This is a genomic window from Arsukibacterium sp. UBA5043 (assembly GCA_002415085.1).
In the GTDB taxonomy this organism is placed as follows: Bacteria; Pseudomonadota; Gammaproteobacteria; order Enterobacterales; family Alteromonadaceae; genus Alishewanella.
Genome location: DIBV01000001.1, coordinates 336,601 through 354,067, shown reverse-complemented (window position 1 = coordinate 354,067; position 17,467 = coordinate 336,601). Strand labels below are relative to the sequence as shown.

Here is a 17,467-nt window from a genome sequence, read left to right as displayed (position 1 = left end):
ACTGGAAATTAACAGCATAGTAAACTTAGCTTTGCTTATGATTGGCAGCGACACTATTTAACCAACAATAGCCCAGCCAGGCAGCAGCTAATAGATAAGGCAAGCCACCCGGTACCCACATTAGCAAACCGGCCAGTTGTTGATCTGCCAATTGATGCGTCGGATAGTATAAAAGGCTATCTGCAAATGTCAGTATGGCACCGAGAAAACCTGTTTGCATCAGCGTAAAAAGCAAGGCCAGCAACGCCCAGCTACGATTGCGTTCGTTGCAATTGAGAATTGACCACCACAGCAAAGCGGCAGTAACAATAAAGCAAATATGTTCCACCACATGCCACCAGGGATGCTCCAGTGCCAGCACATAAAAACGAGGGGTGTGCCAGAACCAGACCATAACAGCATGCAGATAAGCCAGGCTTAACGGATAGGCCGCGATTTTTAGTAAAGGCTGCCACAACGCCCTGCCCCAATGGCCGGTCGCGGCAGCAAATTGCGGCAACGGCACGCTTAATGCCCACATTGGCGGAATAACAACCATAAACAACATATGCTGCAACATATGAGCACTGGCACTGGTTTCAGCCCACTCATCCAGCGGACCAAGTACAGCAAACGCGCAAAGCAGCACACTACTGTGGAACAATAATGCCTTCGATAGGGATGGCGAGCGCAGCAGCGAACCAACACTATACAACAACCAGAATATTCCCAGCATAATCACCGTCAGCAGTGCAGCCCAATAACTGGCGCCATCACTTTGCAGTGGACTATGCGCGTGCGACGGCCAACTGGCGAAACTGAGCCATAACAATGCGGTTTTTGCTATGTTGCGAGGGCATCTCAGGCGCATGGCGCAAATACCAGAACCGGCAAACCGCCCGCTAACGTAGCCACTGCGGCTGCCAGATACAATATGGTGCTGACGTAACCAACAAATCGGTTAACAGCGTTGCTGTGATTACGCTGATGTTGTGCTGCGCAATAACGGCCACTGCGCCAGGCAAGCGCTAACAACAACAGGATCACCACCACACTAAACGCCGCTAAGCCGATATTTAGCCAGCTATCGGCACTTTGCTGCTTTGCTGGGGGCGTCAGCTGGCACACCACCGACAATCCGGCATACATGGCAATAAACCAGATGCTCCAAATCATCAGACCGATTGCAAGTTGTGCCGGATGACCCGGGGCAAACCAGCTAAATTTGATCACAGTACCTCTCCCCACCCCAGCGGAAGCAAAAAAAACAAAGCGATGCTAAGCCAGTAAACCACCAGATAGTAGCACCACAATGGTGTTATAACCTGTGGTTCATAAGGCAAGGCGGCGCCAACATAACCACGCTTTACCCTGAGCGCCTGTAACGCCGTCAATACCGTGGCCAGGGCGCTATGGCCGAGCAAATAAAGCAGAATAACCAGTAGCACCGCATCATGAGCACTGCTGGTATACGCCAGAGGTGCCTTGATAAACAACGTCGTTACTATGACAAAATGACTCAAACCGAGACCGGCACTTAACCACAAACCAGATGCCAGGTGCCTGGTATTACCCTTGGCCAAACGCCGACACAAGCGCTGAAACAACCACACTGTCAGGGTTACTGGCAAACCCGCCACTACTAACAACCAAAACGGTAAAGGTCCGTGGGCGGGCGCTGACCATTGCGGGGCGGCTGTCCATAAATAGAACCAGCCAAACAGCAACGACATATACAAGGCACCGTTGGCCAGTAAGGTTACAATCATGCCCCAGCGCCCAGGGCCATCAAGCGTTTGTACTTCCAGCGGTAATTCCGGCGAGTTGGCCTCTGATAGCCCTGCAGCTTTCGGATGCCCGCCATTTTCCCATCCCCAACACAACAGCGCGATAACCGTTATGGCAAACGCCAATAGGGCCAGTTCGTACCAGCGGCACAGTAAGCTGATACACATCAGTGCCAGCAATAGCGCACTGGCCAGTGGCCACCAGGAATTACCGGGTAACTGTAATATTTTTTCCGGCTGAGCGCTGATGGCAGAGGTGCCATACGTTTCCCGTTTACCCCGGCTGGTATCCGCCAGGCCTTCCTGAGCAGCCGCAATACGCCTGGCAAGGTTTGGGTTTTGCCACAGCGGCTCCCGGCTGGCTACTTCGGGTAAGCTGACAAAATTATACTGCGCCGGTGGCATTTCTAATGCCCATTCCAGCGTATCGGCCTGCCAGGGGTTTGCCGTGGCACGCTTACCAAACCAAAAGTGCAGTAGTAAATCCAGCAGCACTAACGCGACACCGATGGCCATAACAAAACCGCCAATTGATGACAACAGATTTAAACCATCCCAGCCCACGCCGGCTTCATAAGTATAAATCCGCCGCGGCATACCGAGTAAGCCAGTAAGGTGCATCAGTAAAAAGGTCAGATTAAAGCCAGTAAAGGTTAACCAGAAACCCCAGCGACCAATCACCGCTGACGGCATCCGGCCCGAGACTAATGGCAGCCAGTAGTACAAACCCGCGATAAGGGGAAAGAACATCCCCCCTACCAGCACATAATGCATATGCGCTACTACAAAATGAGTATCATGCACCTGCCAGTTAAAGGGTACCAGCGCCAGCATTACTCCAGTCAGGCCGCCGCAAACAAATATCACCAGAAAACCGCTTATCCATAACATTGGCAGGCGGAACACAACCTTACCGCGCCATAAGGTTGCCAGCCAGGCGAACACCTGAATTGCCGTAGGTATTGCCACCAGCATACTGGCTATTGAAAAGAAGGCTTGCGCCAGCTGGGGAATTCCCACGGTGAACATGTGGTGCACCCAGAGTCCAAAACTGATAAAACCGGTTAGAATTACCGCAATGACGATCCAACGGTAGCCGACAATTGGCCGGCCACTGAATACGGGGATTAGAGTTGAGACAATACCTGCTGCCGGCAGAAATATAATGTAAACCTCAGGATGACCGAACAGCCAGAACAGGTGCTGCCATAATAATGGATCACCACCGGCAGCGACGGTGAAAAACGGCATACCGGCAGCGCGCTCCAGCTCCAGCAGAATACTGGCCAGAATTAGTGGCGGAAAACCGAATACTATCATCAACGCCATCACCAGAATATACCAGCAAAATAGCGGCATCCGACTTAGTGTCATGCCACGGGCCCGACTGCATAAAATGGAGACTGTCAGCTCAATGCCGGCCGACATCGCTGAAATTTCAACAAAGGTGATGCCCAGTAACCAGAAGTCTGAGCCGGGTCCGGGCGCGAACTCGCTGCTACTAAGGGGGGTATACATAAACCAGCCTGAAGCGGGTGCAATACCGAGCAACAAACTGGACATAATAATAATACCGCCAAATAAATAACAGTAATAACCCAGCGCGCTCAGCCGTGGAAAAACCAGATCCCGGGCTCCTATCATCTTTGGGATCAGATAAATGGCCAGGCCTTCAAGAACCGGAATGGCAAACAAAAACATCATAACGGTGCCATGCATACTAAATAACTGGCTATACGTTTCCGCAGAAACCAATTGCTGCTCAGGCAAGGCAAGTTGACTGCGAAGCAGCATTGCCAGGACACCACCAATCAGGAAAAAAACCATGCCGGTTACCATAAAGCGTAAGCCAATAGTACCGTGATTGACTGCCGCTAAACTGCCCCACCCCGGCAAATTTGCCCAGATCTGATGTAACTGACGGCCAATTGCCTGTGCCGTTGTGCCTGATGGGTTGTCAGTCATCGTGAGTTAACTCCTGTGTCCGTTGCTGCAACCACACGGCAAAGTCGGGCTGACTGTGAGCAATAACGGTAAATTGCATATGAGCATGTCCAACACCACAATACTCAGCGCACTGGCCACGGAATACCCCTGCTTGCGAGGCTTCAAGTCGCAGTACATTAGTCCGCCCTGGTAGTAAATCCAATTTTACTGCCAGCCTGGGCACCCAAAACGAGTGAATCACATCAGCACTGGTTAATGACAAATGCACCGGAGTATCAACCGGTATATGTAACACATCCGTCATTTGTAACTGATGCTCAGGATAAACAACATGCCAATACCACTGATGCCCGGTCACATTAATCTGCATGGCATTTTCATCAGGTAATGGCATCATCCGTTGTCCTACCGGCAAACCGGCAATCAACAATGCCGTGATAGTAACGGAAGGCAGCACAATGCCACCCCAGATAATCCAGCCACTGGCGGGGCGCATCGGTTGTTCATCTGTTTTACGTTTTATCGCATAATGCCAGAGCAGCACCATTGCCAGCAGTACAACAACAGCGGCAATAAACATGCCCCACCATAACATTGCCACCTCTGCAGCTGCAGGCCCCATTGGATCAAGGCTTGAAAATGGCCCACTGCATCCGGCCAGGCTTAACAGCAGGATAGCCGGCCAAATCACTGCTACACTGTGGCGAAAAGATGTAGGCCGTGGTGTTGTTGCCACCGGATATATGTGTTTTGGAGCTGAGATATGTCGATGGATCCCATTAACAGTCAAATTAAAATTTTTGGCCACCCTATTCATCCCGGGCTGATTCATTTCCCGGTTGCCGCGCTGATTGGCCTGGTTGCCTCTGATCTGGCATTTGTCTTTAGCGCCGATCCATTCTGGGCCCGTGCCAGTTTGTGGCTCGCTGGGGTGGGTGCTATCGGGGGCTGGCTGGCCAGTTGTGCCGGACTGATGGATTTGCTGATTGTTAGTCAGATCAGACGCCTGATAAGTGGCTGGTGCCATGCCATGCTGGCGGTAATGTTGCTGTCGCTGGCAACCTTTAACTGGATTTTGCGCCTGCCAGATCCAGCAGCGCACATTATGCCACGCGGACTGTATCTGTCGCTGCTCAGCGGGCTGCTGATTATTGGCACCGGCTATCTTGGTGGCAGGCTGGTCTACGAGTATGCGGTTGGGGTCAATGTTGACGATATGCTGGAAGAAGACGCTAACACCTGACAGCGGCAATATCATTGCGATAAAAACGATGACCGCGATACACACCATGCCCGCTATAAAAACCATGGTATTTGCTCCTGCTGCGGTTTTAGCAACACCAGCACCACAATGCTGAATATCAACAACAGCACCACTGACAGTAACGCAGCACATTTGCCGCTAACACTGCTACTTTGCGGCCGTTTACGATAAAGAATAAGCAAACCGGCGACAACATGACAGGCTACCAGGGCAGTGACCAGGGTAAGTTTAAGCAGCAGCCAACGGTCGAAATTCTGTTGCACCACAAATACCAGTGTGCCGGATATTATGCTGCATAGTCCCGCCGGGCTGGCCAGACCGGTAAACCATCGCCGCTCCAGCGAGTCTCCCTTGCCAGCCACTTGCGGCCAATTCGATGTCTTACGCGCCAGCAGCATTAATAAAATACACAGCGACGCCGCCCAGATCACCAGACTGGCAATATGCAAAAACAACAACCACACCATTTATTCATTCCGTTAGTCACAGAAAAACCGAAAACCTGTTACAACATGTTAAATACATGAGCAATTTAGTCAATAGCATTAACTGTAGCAGACATTTCCAGCTCTGTGATAACTGACAAAATAAACGAAATAAATGAATGAGCTCAGCCAGCAACAAACCCCCGCTTGCTGGCCATACTCGGTTAGGCGGGCAACACCGTTGCCGGTTTGGTTTTAATGTTAAACACCGTGCAATACAGTACCGGTAAAAATAGCAATGTCAGTAATGTTGCAAAACCTAAACCAAACATAATAACAACCGCCAGACTGGCAAAAAACACGTCGCCTAGTAACGGGATCATTCCCAGAATTGTGGTAATAGCCGCCATCGAAACCGGCCTTACCCGGCTGACAGCGCTGTCAAAAACGGCATCAAATGCAACTTTGCCCTCAAACAGTTCCAGCTTGATTTGCTCAACCAGCACAATGCAGTTTTTGATAAGCATGCCTGACAAGCTTAAAAAACCCAGCAGGGCAATAAAACCAAAGGGGGCATCTAACAGGACCAAACCAAAACTGACACCAATAATCGCCAGTGGCACGCATGCCCAAATTACCAGGGCACTGCGCAGAGAATTAAACAACAGCACGGTCACCACAAACATCATCAGATAACCCAGCGGCAACGAACTGAATAACGCGTGTTGTGCTTTTTGTTGTGCTTCATATTCTCCGCCCCAGCTGAGAAAATAGCCTGTTGGCAGCTCAATGGCTTCGATGTCTGCCTTGACTCTGGCCTGCAAGGCGGAAGCAGTGTCATCCGACAAATTGTCGTTGTCGGCCATGACGGTAATAGTGCGCTTACGGTCTCGTCGCTGAATCTGAGCATCTTCCCATACCAGATCGAAACCGGTAACCACCTGGGTGATGGGCACATACCGCTGCAGTTTGTTGCTGTATACCTGTAAATCGTATAACGCATCCAGATTATCGCGCTCAGCCAGCGGAGAGCGGGCGACAATAGGCAGTAAGTGCGTGCCGTCCCGATATATACCAACGGTACGTCCCGCCATACTGGTAAGCAATACCTCATCGATATCCTGCTTACTGATCCCGGCGCGCCGGGCCATGGCTTCATTAAAGCGAGGGCGGATCACCTTAGCGCGCTGCCGCCAGTTGTCCCTGACACTGACAGCCTGGCCATCTGCATTTAAAATCGCTTTTGCCTGCTGTGCCAGTGTTCGTAATACGTCAGGATCCGCGCCACTGAAACGGGCCTCTATTTTTGCCGGGGTCGATGGCCCGACTTCCAATTGCAGTAACTTATACTGTAGCCGTGGCAGCTGTTCTGTAATGTATTGCCGGGTTTGCTGCATTAATTGTGGCAACTGCTCGCGTTGATCCGCCCGGATAATCAACTGGCTGTAGGCGGCAAAATTTTTCTCGGGTTGATAAGTCAACATGAAGCGCTCTGCCCCCCGACCACTGGTGCTGGTGACATGGCTTACCCCATTTAGTGAGGTTAGATAATTCATCAGCTGCACCGCGTCTTCACTGGCATGGCGAATATCGGTGCCTTCAGGCTGCCATAAGTCGACCATAAATATAGGCGTATTAGACGGGGGGAAAAATACCTGCTTAACGTTGCCAAACCCAATTACGGCAGCCACCAGCATCCCCGCGGTCAGCAGATAGGTTACCATGCGGTGGCGCAGGGCGAAAAATAACGTTTTGCGATATACACTGAACACCACGCCCTGATAAAGCTGCTCTGGCTGCTCATTTTCGTGCTGAATATTGTCTTTAAACAGAATGCTGGCAAAAAAGGGCGTCAGGGTGATTGCAGTAACCCAGCTTAATAATAATGACACCAGTAAAACCCAGAATAAACTACCGGCGAATTCCCCTGTAGCATCACTGGACAAGCCTATCGGCGCAAACGCCGCGATGGCAATAACCGTAGCGCCTAGCAACGGCCACTGCGTTTGTTTCACAATTAAACTGGCGGCGTCTGCCAGTTTTAATCTGCGCTGCATGCCAATTAAAATACCTTCAGTAATGACAATCGCATTATCGACCAGCATGCCCAGCGCAATGATTAATGCGCCCAGCGATACTCGCTGCAGCTCAATATTCATTTGCTGCATAAAAATAAAGGTACCGAGCACCGTCAGTAGCAAAATGACCCCAATCAGAATACCGCTGCGTAACCCCATAAATAGCAGCAATACCAGGATCACAATAACCACGGCAGCAGCCAGGTTTATAATAAAACCGCTTACCGAACTGGCCACTTCATCAGGCTGATTGTAGATGGTGTTTAAGGTTATCCCGACGGGCCGGTTGTATTCCAGCTCCGCCAGACGTTGCTTGACCTGATTGCCAGCCTCGACCACATTGACGCCGGCAGAAAATGCCACGCCAAGAGTCAGAGCATTTTCACCGTTAAAACGGATAAGCTGCTGAGGTACTTCAGCGTTCTCCCGATAAACCCTGGCCACATCCCCCAGATAGATCAGTTCTTTTGAATCCGGGCTGGAAATAATCAGACTCTCAAGCTCAGCGACCGATTGAAATTCGCCGGTTGGATAAATGCGTAACCGGTCCGGCCCGACTTTGATGGAACCTGCGTTGGCAACCATGTTCTGGCTTTGCAGCAACGCTGACAGCGTTTGCGGCGCAATACCAAGCGCGGTTAATCGCGGTCGGGAAATTTCGACAATAACCTGCTCTTGTTGCACGCCGCCAACAGCCACCTTGCCAACACTGGGCACCAGCACCAGCTCCCGGCGTAAAAAATCAACGTAGTCCCGCAGTTCATCGGCCTGGTAACCCTCACCACTTATTGCGTACAAAATCCCATAAACGTCGCCGAAATCATCCTTAATCTGCGGGCTTTTTACCCCGGGAGGCAATTGTGGTTGTAAATCATTTACTTTGTGGCGCAGTTCATCCCAGATTTGTTTCAATTCCTGCGCCCGGTAGGTGTCTTTCATTTCTACCATTAATTGGGATAAACCGGCAGACGATACCGAGCTGACATGATTAACATATGGCAACTGCTGAATAGCGTTTTCCAGCGGATAACTGACTTCCTCTTCCACCTGCACCGGCGATGCTCCGGGATACTGGGTAATGATCAGCGCTTGCTTTAAAGTAAACTGGGGATCTTCCAGCCGGCCAAGGCCCAGGTAAGACACGATGCCAGCAAATAATAATATTGCCGCGAACAACCAGGATGAGGTGCGATACCGGATAAAATAGCGGGCGATATCCATGCTTACAGCCCCCGCTCACGCACCCAGGGCCTTACCTGCTGCCCTTCACTAAGGTGCTGGACGCCTGCACTGACAATCTGTTCCCCGGCGCTAAGTCCGGCAGTAATAGCAGCACCGGCACTGGTTAAACTGCTGACAGTAACCTGTCGCCGCTTCACCATGCCCTGTGCCGGGTTATATATCCAGACAAAACTGTGTTGGCTGCTAAGCGCGGTATCATCCGGCATAAAAATAGCGCTGGCGGGGATAAATAATGCATCGACATAGGCGGCATTAATTTTGCTGACTTCGGCAATCACATTGGCCGTCATGCCTGATAACACATTAAATTCAGTTGGCGTCGCCATACTGAACACCACTTTAAAACTATTGGTAGCAGGGTCGGCCCGGGTATCCCACTCCCTGATACGAGCCCGGTAACGGTACATGGGATGCGAATCAAAAACCACTTCCGGCTGATAATCGAAATCTTTTCGTACATTAGAAATCACATCTTCCGGTACCTGAATGACCACATCCACCTGATCCCGGACCTGTAGCTCCATAATAGGTTGCTGCGCCGCGATGTTTTCATGATTTTCTACCAGTAAGCGGGAAATTATACCGGCAAAAGGAGCCTGTAAGCGGGTGTAACTTAACGCCGTTTCTGCGGCGGATAAATCGGCCTGAGCTACCTGTAACTGCGCTTTCGATTCATCAAATACCGCCTGAGAGACCAGTTTTTGCGCAATAAGCTGCTCAGCACGGACAAACTGAGTCTGGGCAAGCTCATAGCGGGCACGTGCCTGATCCAACTTTAACTTAAAATCGGTATCGTCCAGCTGGGCCAGCAGTTCGCCCTGTTGCACTTGCTGGCCTGGCCTGGCCATCAGCTGTACCAGTTTGCCCCCCACCCTGAAGGTTAAATTAGCTCGTACTGTCGGTTCTACTATCGCAGGAAACTGACGCACTGCTGCGCCTGAGTCACTGCCCACCAGATGCAGCTTCACCGGTCTGATCAGTGGCTCTGTCGCTTCAGGTACAGGTTCGCTGCAGCCAAAGAGCGCAATCCCTGAACAAACCAATAGTAAAAATCTTAATAAACGCGGCATAGTAATCATCCTGAATCTGTCAAGGCACATCCGACCAGTAACGGCTATTAAACATCAAAATCAGCTTGATGACAGCCATTTTTTTGGCTCTGATTTAAATTTCCAGTAAAGCCTGTTTTAACTGATGTAATTCATCACGCAGCGCTGCCGCCTGCTCAAATTCCAGATCTTTGGCATGCTGCATCATTCTCTGTTCAAGTTGTTTTATTTGTGCCTGCAGCTGATACGGCGTTTTACCTTTAATCAGCTTAACTTGCTCCGCAACTTTGCGCAGTGCCGTTGGGGCAGTAGGTGCCTGGCCTAAATCCATAACATCTGAAATGCGTTTGCGAATAGCGGTGGGTTCGATACCTTGCTCAATATTATGTGCTATCTGCTTAGCGCGACGACGCTCCGTTTCATCAATAGCTCGCTGCATTGAGCCGGTGATCCGATCGGCATACAAAATCGCTTTGCCTTTGAGGTTACGTGCGGCACGGCCCATGGTTTGGATCAGTGAACGGTCTGAACGCAAAAAACCTTCTTTATCTGCATCCAGAATGGCCACCAAAGATACTTCCGGGATATCCAGGCCTTCACGCAGTAAATTAATGCCGACCAGCACATCAAAAACCCCCAATCGTAAATCACGGATGATCTCCATTCGCTCTACCGTATCAATGTCTGAATGCAGGTAGCGTACCCGGATTTGATGGTCATTAAGATATTCGGTGAGATCTTCAGCCATTTTTTTGGTCAGCGTGGTCACCAGAACCCGCTCACCCAATTCTGCCCGGGCCAGTGCTTCTGACATTAAATCGTCGACCTGAGTGGCAACCGGCCGTATTTCTATTACCGGATCGACTAAACCGGTGGGCCTGACTACCTGCTCTATAACTTCGCCACCAGACTTTTCCAGCTCGTATTTTGCCGGGGTAGCCGATACATAAATGCGTTGTGGCGCAATGGCTTCGAACTCTTCAAATTTTAACGGTCGGTTGTCCAGCGCTGAGGGCAACCTGAAACCATAGTTAACCAGGTTTTCTTTGCGGGAACGGTCCCCTTTATACATCGCCCCTATTTGAGACACCGTCACGTGCGACTCATCGATAAACATCAGACCATCAGCCGGAAAGTACTCCAGCAGGGTTGGCGGTGGTTCGCCATTAGCCCGGCCCGATAAATAGCGGGAATAATTTTCAATACCTGAGCAATACCCCAGCTCTACCATCATTTCTATATCAAACTGAGTTCGCTGAGCTATCCGTTGTTCCTCCAGCAACTTATTGTTACTGAGTAAATCAGCACGACGGGATGCCAGCTCGATTTTAATATTCTCAACCGCAGCCAGAATTTTTTCCCGTGGCGTGACATAGTGGGTTTTCGGATAAATCGTATAACGGGTTACCACCTGCTCTACTGCACCGGTCAAGGGATCGAAAATGCTGATTCTCTCTATTTCCTCATCAAACAGCTCAACCCGTACTGCCATTTCATCAGACTCTGCCGGGAAAATATCAATAACATCGCCTCTAACCCGATAGGTCGCGCGCTGAAACTCGATATCGTTGCGGCTGTATTGCAGTTCGGCCAGCCGACGCAGAATAAAACGCTGATCGACAATATCCCCTACTTTTAAATGTAACAACATTTTCATATAGGATTCAGGATCACCCAAACCATAAATAGCTGATACCGAGGCGATAATCACCACATCACGGCGTTCCATCAAGGCTTTGGTGGCCGACAGGCGCATTTGTTCGATGTGTTCGTTAATAGAGGCGTCTTTCTCAATAAAAGTGTCCGTCGAGGGAACGTAGGCCTCAGGTTGATAGTAATCGTAGTACGACACGAAATACTCTACCGAGTTATTAGGAAAAAACTCTTTCATCTCGCCATAAAGTTGAGCGGCCAGGGTTTTGTTATGTGCCATGATCAGGGTTGGCCGGTTCACCTTTGCAATCACGTTAGCCATCGTAAAGGTTTTACCTGAACCGGTTACTCCAAGCAACGTCTGATGCGCCAGTCCCGACTCCAGACCATCAACCAGTTTAACAATGGCTTCGGGCTGATCGCCAGCAGGCTGGTAATCCGATACCAATTCAAATGCTCGGCTCATACAGACTCCTTTAATTTAAATAAACTGACCCGGTTAAACCAGTTGTAGGCAATGGCCGCAGTAAAAACATTAGCGATAACACAACCGGCGAATACGCCGACCACGCCAAATAGTTTACCGCCAGCCCAAGCCAGCGGCACATAAAAAATAAATAACCGGATTAAACTAAGCCATAGCGCATTAACCGGTAAATGCAGGGCATTAAACGAAGAGTTGGTCAGTATTGTTATGCCTTGCAAACCATAGGCCAATGGCACTATCCATAAAAACCAGCGAATATATTGAGCAACGTCAGCATCTTCAGTAAAGATAGCGGCAATGGGCCAGGCCAGCAGCGCCAGCAGTATATAAACAGCAAACTGCCAGCGCAGAATAAAAAATGTGGTTAGCTGGTATGCCTGTTGTACGCGTTGCAACTTATCAGCTCCAAAGTTCTGACTGATAAAAGGTGGTAAGGTCATCGATAATGCCAGCACCACCAAAGAAGCCAGACTTTCCAACCTGATCCCAACCCCAAACGCAGCCACGGCAGCAGCGCCATAGCTTGCCATAATCGCGGTTAAAATAGCCATTGCCAATGGCGTTAACATATTGGCTCCCGCTGCTGGCATGCCAATTCTGAGGATCTTACGATAGATGGGGATGGCCACTCTGAAGGGTTGCCACAGGGCAACCAATAGTCCCCGTTTAAATAGTAGCCAGATTATCAGGCCACAGCCCAGTGCCCATGACATTACTGAGGCTAAGGCTGCGCCTTGCATACCCATGGCCGGGACCGGGCCGATGCCAAAAATGAAAATGGGGTCGAGGATGGCGTTAACAATACCGCCGCTGGCCATAATTAAACTGGGTGTTTTGGTATCACCCGATGCCCGCAGCACCGCATTACCCACCATAGGCATCACCAGCAATACCGCGCCGGCAAACCAGATCAGCATATAATCCTGAATATAACCTAAGGTGTTCTCTTCAGCACCCAGCAAGCTGAATAAGGGTTTAATCAGTGCCATTCCCAGCAAACTGAGCGCCAAGACTAAGTACGTGGCGAGCCACAAGGCCGCCAGCGAATCTGCTTGTGCTTCCTTGTTGTGGCCGGCACCCAGTGCTTTAGCAATAATAGCTGACGTACCAATGCTCAGGCCGATGGCCAGGCTTATCACCGTAAAGGTGACGGGGAAAGTAAAACTTATTGCCGCAAGCGGTGTAGTGCCCAACATACTGATAAAAAAAGTATCGACCAGATTAAAGGTCATCAGGGTTAACATGCCCGCAAGGACCGGTATCGTCATCTTACGCAGCGTAGTTCCAATACTGCCCTGTAAAATCTGATTGGCTGGCGGCGCCTGGTTACTCATACATCCGGCCTGCTGGAAAAGAAGTGGCTATTGTAGTGAAAAGCGTTGCCCCATACCATGGTAAAGCCTTAAAAAGCGTGGCATTAGTAAAAACACCGCCCGATAAACCCTGCTGTGCACTGAATAGTTCACAATTCGCCCCCTGCTTAATTTGTGCCACTTTGGATAAATTAGCGGGAAACCCCCGACCGGGGCAATATTTGCATCTTGTTGTTTTAAATGGCTATTATTTTTTTCACTTTGCAGCTTGACCCCCTTGCAAGGCCCACAACACAAGGCTTAATCACGCTAAATACAGAGTAACGCACAGACTTATCCACAACTTCTGTGGGTAACTTTGACAAAGCCTGTATCCACCCGCTCTGGCGGCTAATGCGATAGGTTGATTTCATTTCTGGCAAATATAAATAATGGCAGTGGGTCGTTATTTTTGCCCCAAAAAAACGCCATTTGCTTAAACAATACGCAAGTAAACCAGACTAAGGCAAATCTGCGCAGCAAAGTGTTGACAGTGTCCATAGCTGGCATTAGTATTGCGCCCCGTTGAATGCTGTTCCCCAATAGCTCAGCTGGTTAGAGCGGCGGACTGTTAATCCGTAGGTCGTTGGTTCGAGTCCAACTTGGGGAGCCAATAGCATCAACAACAGTAATGTATTTCCCCAATAGCTCAGCTGGTTAGAGCGGCGGACTGTTAATCCGTAGGTCGTTGGTTCGAGTCCAACTTGGGGAGCCAACCGCTGCAATTATTTATTGTTACACTTCCCCAATAGCTCAGCTGGTTAGAGCGGCGGACTGTTAATCCGTAGGTCGTTGGTTCGAGTCCAACTTGGGGAGCCACTACACCCATTCCAGCTGTTTTTCCTGCTATCTGTCGTTATTTATTCCTTTCTAGGTATTTTTTTGATTTAATTAGCTTTCTATTCTTTTTAGCTACACTATATTAAGCGTTAGACAAGGAAGCAATTATGTTTGGTGGTCAGGGCTTATGAAGATATTTAAAACCTTATTAATGGCACAGTTATTAACCGCAATTTTGCTGGCAGCGCTTTCTGTCGCAGCTCTTGTGGTATACAGCCAGCAACTGATTGAAATACGCGAACGGAATGCACGTAACACCATAGAACAAATTCTGACTCATCACCTCGCTGGCGATGCTAAAATACTCAGCAGACAGTTAGATCGAAGCTTTGAATTACAAAGCCTGCGGATCAGTCAGATCGATGGTACCGTTTTGCATGAGCAAAACAATGCCCGGCGCCCTACCACTGTTGCCTTGTGGGCGCTGCAAACAGCAGGCAGCCAGTTCAGACCCGTGCTGGTGCGCAGCGAAGAGCATGATATTCAGGTTAACTACCAGTTAAACCATCATGTGCTGCTGGCCCCGTTACAAAAATTGGGCTTTATATTATTATTGGCGCCCTTTGTTATAGGTTGGCTTACGGTATTTATTACTAAAAGCAGTATTAACCGCAGCTACCGCAAAACATCGCAGGCGGTTAACCAGCTTATTGATGGCTTTATTCAGGATCCGCAAAAAGCTGAACCCAACTGGAATAAAATTCCACCAGAATTTTCAGATATCAATGTGGCATTGCAAAAGCTGGCTAATTACAGCAAAAAACAATACAGCGAGATGACGAACGCCGCGTATGAGATAGCCGAAGAAGCGTATAAAGATCCGGTAACCGAGTTGCCAAACCGCAATCGTTTTGTCCAGTATTATGAAGATCACTGTAAAGTATCCAAAGATACCGATTTTGGTGTATTTGCTATTACCCGCTGCACTGAATTACAGAGCCTGAACCAAACCCGTGGTTATCAGGAAGGCGATCAATACATCAGAGATGTCGCCAACATTGTGCGCAAAGTAGCCGATGCCTATAAAGATGCTAAATTATTTCGTTTAAACAGTTCTGATTTCGGTATTTTATTGCCCAGAATAACGCCCAAAGAAGCCGAAAATTTTGCGCTGCAACTGCAAAGCCGCTTTAATGAATACCAGAAAAACGCGGAGCTTGATTCAATTGCCTATACCGGTCTGGTAACGTATGAGAGTGGTAAGGCGTTAGGTGAGTTGCTGGCGGTTGCTGACACCTCTATCAGTCTGGCGCAAACCAAACAAACCAACGCCTGGCACTTGCAAAAAGATTCGGCCGGGCTAGAAATGGCCAGTAGTGGCTATGGCAATCAGAACTGGCGTAACGTTATCGAAGATGTGCTAAATAACAACCGGATAGCACTACTTGCCCAGCTTATCCAGCCGTCAAACCGCTCAGCAAAAGCGTATTCTGAAATCCTGGTGCGTTTTAAAACCCAAGAAAATCAGGTACTGCCAACGGCTTCCTTTTTAGCCATGGCAGAAAAGCTGGATAAAATTATAGCCGTTGATCGGCTGATAATTGAAACGGCACTGACCACCATTAAAAATCGCAATTTACAAGATCAGTATTTTGGTTTGAACCTGTCGCCACGTTGCGTACATGATGATCAGTTTGTGATCTGGCTGGAACGGCGCTTGTTAAAAGATGCCCATATTGCGGCCAAGCTGATATTCGAAGTGTCTGAATTTGGTTTGCAGCAAAATCTGAAAACCAGCAAACGCTTTATTGATATGATCCACCGTGCCGGTTCCCGGATAACGGTCGAGAAATTTGGTGTGGGTATCACTTCATTTAAATTTTTCCGGGATTTAAAACCAGATTTCGTCAAAATGGATGGCAGTTACACCCGCCATATCGATGAAGATAAAAACAATCAGTACTTTATGCGTCTGATGATCGACCTGGCGCACCGCATTGGGGTAGGCGTATTTGCTGAGAGCGTCGAAACTCAGGAAGAAAAACATATGCTCGAATCGCTGTTTATTGATGGCAACCAGGGTTACTACGTGGGTAAACCAGCGCCGATTTAATCACAGCCATTTTCTGGCAGTTAATCAGACGATATTAGTCTGTCTAACTGCCAGAAAAACCTGACAGCATGGCTAAACGGCGCAATAACCCTACTGTTTGTTAGGTTGTAACCACTTTGACATCATTGCATAATACTCCTCTGTTATCTATTTAAGCCCAAGTACCTAAGCCATACTATGACCGAATTTTTGTTACTACTAATCAGTACGGTGTTAGTTAATAACTTCGTGTTAGTGAAGTTTCTCGGCCTGTGTCCGTTTATGGGCGTATCTTCAAAGCTGGAAACAGCTATTGGTATGGCGCTGGCAACAACTTTTGTACTGACTCTGGCGTCAATTTGCAGTTATCTTGTTGACCGTTTTCTGCTAGCCCCCTTCGACTTACTTTATTTGCGTACGTTAAGTTTTATTCTGGTGATTGCGGTAGTGGTGCAATTTACTGAAATGGTGGTTCATAAAACCAGCCCTACCCTGTATCGGCTGTTGGGTATTTTTTTGCCCCTGATTACCACCAATTGTGCTGTGCTTGGCGTCGCCTTATTAAATGTCAATGAGCGACATAATTTTATCAACTCCGTTGTTTATGGTTTTGGTGCCGCTGCTGGCTTTTCATTGGTATTAATTTTGTTTGCGGCCATGCGGGAACGTCTTGCTGCAGCTGATGTTCCGGTACCTTTTCGGGGGGCGGCAATTGCGATGATCACTGCCGGCTTAATGTCGCTGGCGTTTATGGGGTTTACCGGTTTGGTTAAAGTCTGATGAGTTTACTGACAGCATTACTGATTTTAGGTGGCCTCGCCTTGCTTTTTGGCGGAGTACTGGGATTTGCTGCCGTTCGCTTTAAAGTGCAGAGCGACCCGCTGGTGGAGCAAATTGACGACATTTTGCCACAAACGCAGTGTGGCCAATGTGGTTATCCGGGATGCCGGCCTTATGCCGAGGCGATAGCCAACGGAGACGAGATTAATAAGTGCCCTCCCGGCGGCGATAGCACTATTCGCAAACTGGCTGATTTAATGGGGGTTGACGCTAAACCATTGAATGCTGCTCAGACCGTCGCAATAAAACGCGTTGCGTACATCAGGGAAGATGAATGTATTGGCTGCACCAAATGTATTCAGGCGTGCCCGGTTGACGCTATTGTCGGTGCCTCAAAATTAATGCATACCGTTATTGCGGATGAATGCACGGGCTGTGATTTATGTGTTGAGCCCTGCCCGGTGGACTGCATTGATATGTTACCCGTAACACCAACCCCAGAGCGTTGGAAATGGGATCTTAACGCTATTCCGATAATCCAGGTGGAGTAAC

Annotated in this window: 13 protein-coding genes and 3 tRNA genes; 7 read left to right on the top strand and 9 right to left on the bottom strand. The window is 49.1% G+C overall.

Features of this window, described 5'->3' with window-relative positions; translation table 11 throughout:
* Positions 1–25 precede the first annotated feature (25 nt).
* Genes B2Q61_RS01645 through coxB form a run of 4 tightly spaced genes read right to left on the bottom strand, consistent with a single transcriptional unit; the run spans position 26 to position 4,404 of the window.
* Positions 26–850, bottom strand: a complete 825-nt coding sequence (locus tag B2Q61_RS01645; protein WP_290616430.1) for a cytochrome c oxidase assembly protein — start codon at positions 848–850, stop codon at positions 26–28.
* Complete coding sequence (locus B2Q61_RS01640) at positions 841–1,212, bottom strand: hypothetical protein (protein ID WP_290616432.1); 372 nt, start codon at positions 1,210–1,212, stop codon at positions 841–843. Before B2Q61_RS01640 ends, B2Q61_RS01645 begins: the two co-directional genes overlap by 10 nt.
* Entirely contained in the window at positions 1,209–3,731 is a 2,523-nt protein-coding gene (ctaD, locus tag B2Q61_RS01635; protein WP_290616434.1) for a cytochrome c oxidase subunit I, read from the bottom strand. Before ctaD ends, B2Q61_RS01640 begins: the two co-directional genes overlap by 4 nt.
* Positions 3,724–4,404, bottom strand: a complete 681-nt coding sequence (gene coxB / locus B2Q61_RS01630) for a cytochrome c oxidase subunit II (RefSeq protein WP_290616436.1) — start codon at positions 4,402–4,404, stop codon at positions 3,724–3,726. Before coxB ends, ctaD begins: the two co-directional genes overlap by 8 nt.
* Positions 4,405–4,476: 72 nt before the next feature.
* Between coxB and B2Q61_RS01625 the strand changes: the two genes are divergently transcribed.
* On the top strand, positions 4,477–4,956 hold the full coding sequence (locus tag B2Q61_RS01625; protein ID WP_290616438.1) for a DUF2231 domain-containing protein: 480 nt from the start codon (positions 4,477–4,479) through the stop codon (positions 4,954–4,956).
* Positions 4,957–5,009: 53 nt separating this feature from the next.
* On the opposite strand, the gene B2Q61_RS01620 is transcribed toward B2Q61_RS01625, so the two are convergent.
* The 5 genes from B2Q61_RS01620 to B2Q61_RS01600 all read right to left on the bottom strand — a co-directional run bounded on the left by B2Q61_RS01620 (position 5,010) and on the right by B2Q61_RS01600 (position 13,245).
* Complete coding sequence (locus B2Q61_RS01620) at positions 5,010–5,444, bottom strand: CopD family protein (RefSeq protein ID WP_290616440.1); 435 nt, start codon at positions 5,442–5,444, stop codon at positions 5,010–5,012.
* A 182-nt stretch (positions 5,445–5,626) separates the two neighbouring features.
* The gene (locus tag B2Q61_RS01615) at positions 5,627–8,701 is read right to left on the bottom strand and encodes an efflux RND transporter permease subunit (protein ID WP_290616442.1); all 3,075 of its coding nucleotides are present in this window, start codon (positions 8,699–8,701) and stop codon (positions 5,627–5,629) included.
* A 2-nt stretch (positions 8,702–8,703) separates the two neighbouring features.
* Positions 8,704–9,792, bottom strand: a complete 1,089-nt coding sequence (locus B2Q61_RS01610; RefSeq protein WP_290616444.1) for an efflux RND transporter periplasmic adaptor subunit — start codon at positions 9,790–9,792, stop codon at positions 8,704–8,706.
* 94 nt (positions 9,793–9,886) lie between these two features.
* The gene (gene uvrB / locus B2Q61_RS01605; protein WP_290616446.1) at positions 9,887–11,890 is read right to left on the bottom strand and encodes an excinuclease ABC subunit UvrB; all 2,004 of its coding nucleotides are present in this window, start codon (positions 11,888–11,890) and stop codon (positions 9,887–9,889) included.
* Positions 11,887–13,245, bottom strand: a complete 1,359-nt coding sequence (locus tag B2Q61_RS01600; RefSeq protein ID WP_290616448.1) for an MATE family efflux transporter — start codon at positions 13,243–13,245, stop codon at positions 11,887–11,889. The genes uvrB and B2Q61_RS01600 overlap by 4 nt, the downstream gene beginning before the upstream one ends.
* Positions 13,246–13,799: 554 nt before the next feature.
* On the opposite strand from B2Q61_RS01600, the gene B2Q61_RS01595 reads away from it, so the two are divergent.
* The 6 genes from B2Q61_RS01595 to rsxB all read left to right on the top strand — a co-directional run bounded on the left by B2Q61_RS01595 (position 13,800) and on the right by rsxB (position 17,466).
* Positions 13,800–13,876, top strand: a tRNA-Asn gene (locus tag B2Q61_RS01595).
* Between the two features lie 25 nt (positions 13,877–13,901).
* Positions 13,902–13,978, top strand: a tRNA-Asn gene (locus B2Q61_RS01590).
* Between the two features lie 27 nt (positions 13,979–14,005).
* Positions 14,006–14,082: transfer RNA gene (locus B2Q61_RS01585), tRNA-Asn, on the top strand.
* Between the two features lie 148 nt (positions 14,083–14,230).
* The gene (locus B2Q61_RS01580; protein WP_290616450.1) at positions 14,231–16,156 is read left to right on the top strand and encodes an EAL domain-containing protein; all 1,926 of its coding nucleotides are present in this window, start codon (positions 14,231–14,233) and stop codon (positions 16,154–16,156) included.
* Positions 16,157–16,333: 177 nt separating this feature from the next.
* Positions 16,334–16,915, top strand: coding sequence for an electron transport complex subunit RsxA (gene rsxA / locus B2Q61_RS01575; RefSeq protein ID WP_290616452.1), 582 nt, complete (start codon positions 16,334–16,336; stop codon positions 16,913–16,915).
* Complete coding sequence (rsxB, locus tag B2Q61_RS01570) at positions 16,915–17,466, top strand: electron transport complex subunit RsxB (RefSeq protein ID WP_290616454.1); 552 nt, start codon at positions 16,915–16,917, stop codon at positions 17,464–17,466. Before rsxA ends, rsxB begins: the two co-directional genes overlap by 1 nt.
* The last annotated feature ends 1 nt before the right edge of the window (position 17,467 follow it).

Coding starts and splice junctions, on each gene's coding strand:
- B2Q61_RS01645 (WP_290616430.1), bottom strand. CDS start 850: ATGCGCCTGAGATGCCCTCGCAACATAGCAAAAACCGCATTGTTATGG.
- ctaD (WP_290616434.1), bottom strand. CDS start 3,731: ATGACTGACAACCCATCAGGCACAACGGCACAGGCAATTGGCCGTCAG.
- B2Q61_RS01625 (WP_290616438.1), top strand. CDS start 4,477: ATGTCGATGGATCCCATTAACAGTCAAATTAAAATTTTTGGCCACCCT.
- B2Q61_RS01620 (WP_290616440.1), bottom strand. CDS start 5,444: ATGGTGTGGTTGTTGTTTTTGCATATTGCCAGTCTGGTGATCTGGGCG.
- B2Q61_RS01615 (WP_290616442.1), bottom strand. CDS start 8,701: ATGGATATCGCCCGCTATTTTATCCGGTATCGCACCTCATCCTGGTTG.
- B2Q61_RS01610 (WP_290616444.1), bottom strand. CDS start 9,792: ATGCCGCGTTTATTAAGATTTTTACTATTGGTTTGTTCAGGGATTGCG.
- uvrB (WP_290616446.1), bottom strand. CDS start 11,890: ATGAGCCGAGCATTTGAATTGGTATCGGATTACCAGCCTGCTGGCGAT.
- B2Q61_RS01600 (WP_290616448.1), bottom strand. CDS start 13,245: ATGAGTAACCAGGCGCCGCCAGCCAATCAGATTTTACAGGGCAGTATT.
- B2Q61_RS01580 (WP_290616450.1), top strand. CDS start 14,231: ATGAAGATATTTAAAACCTTATTAATGGCACAGTTATTAACCGCAATT.
- rsxA (WP_290616452.1), top strand. CDS start 16,334: ATGACCGAATTTTTGTTACTACTAATCAGTACGGTGTTAGTTAATAAC.
- rsxB (WP_290616454.1), top strand. CDS start 16,915: ATGAGTTTACTGACAGCATTACTGATTTTAGGTGGCCTCGCCTTGCTT.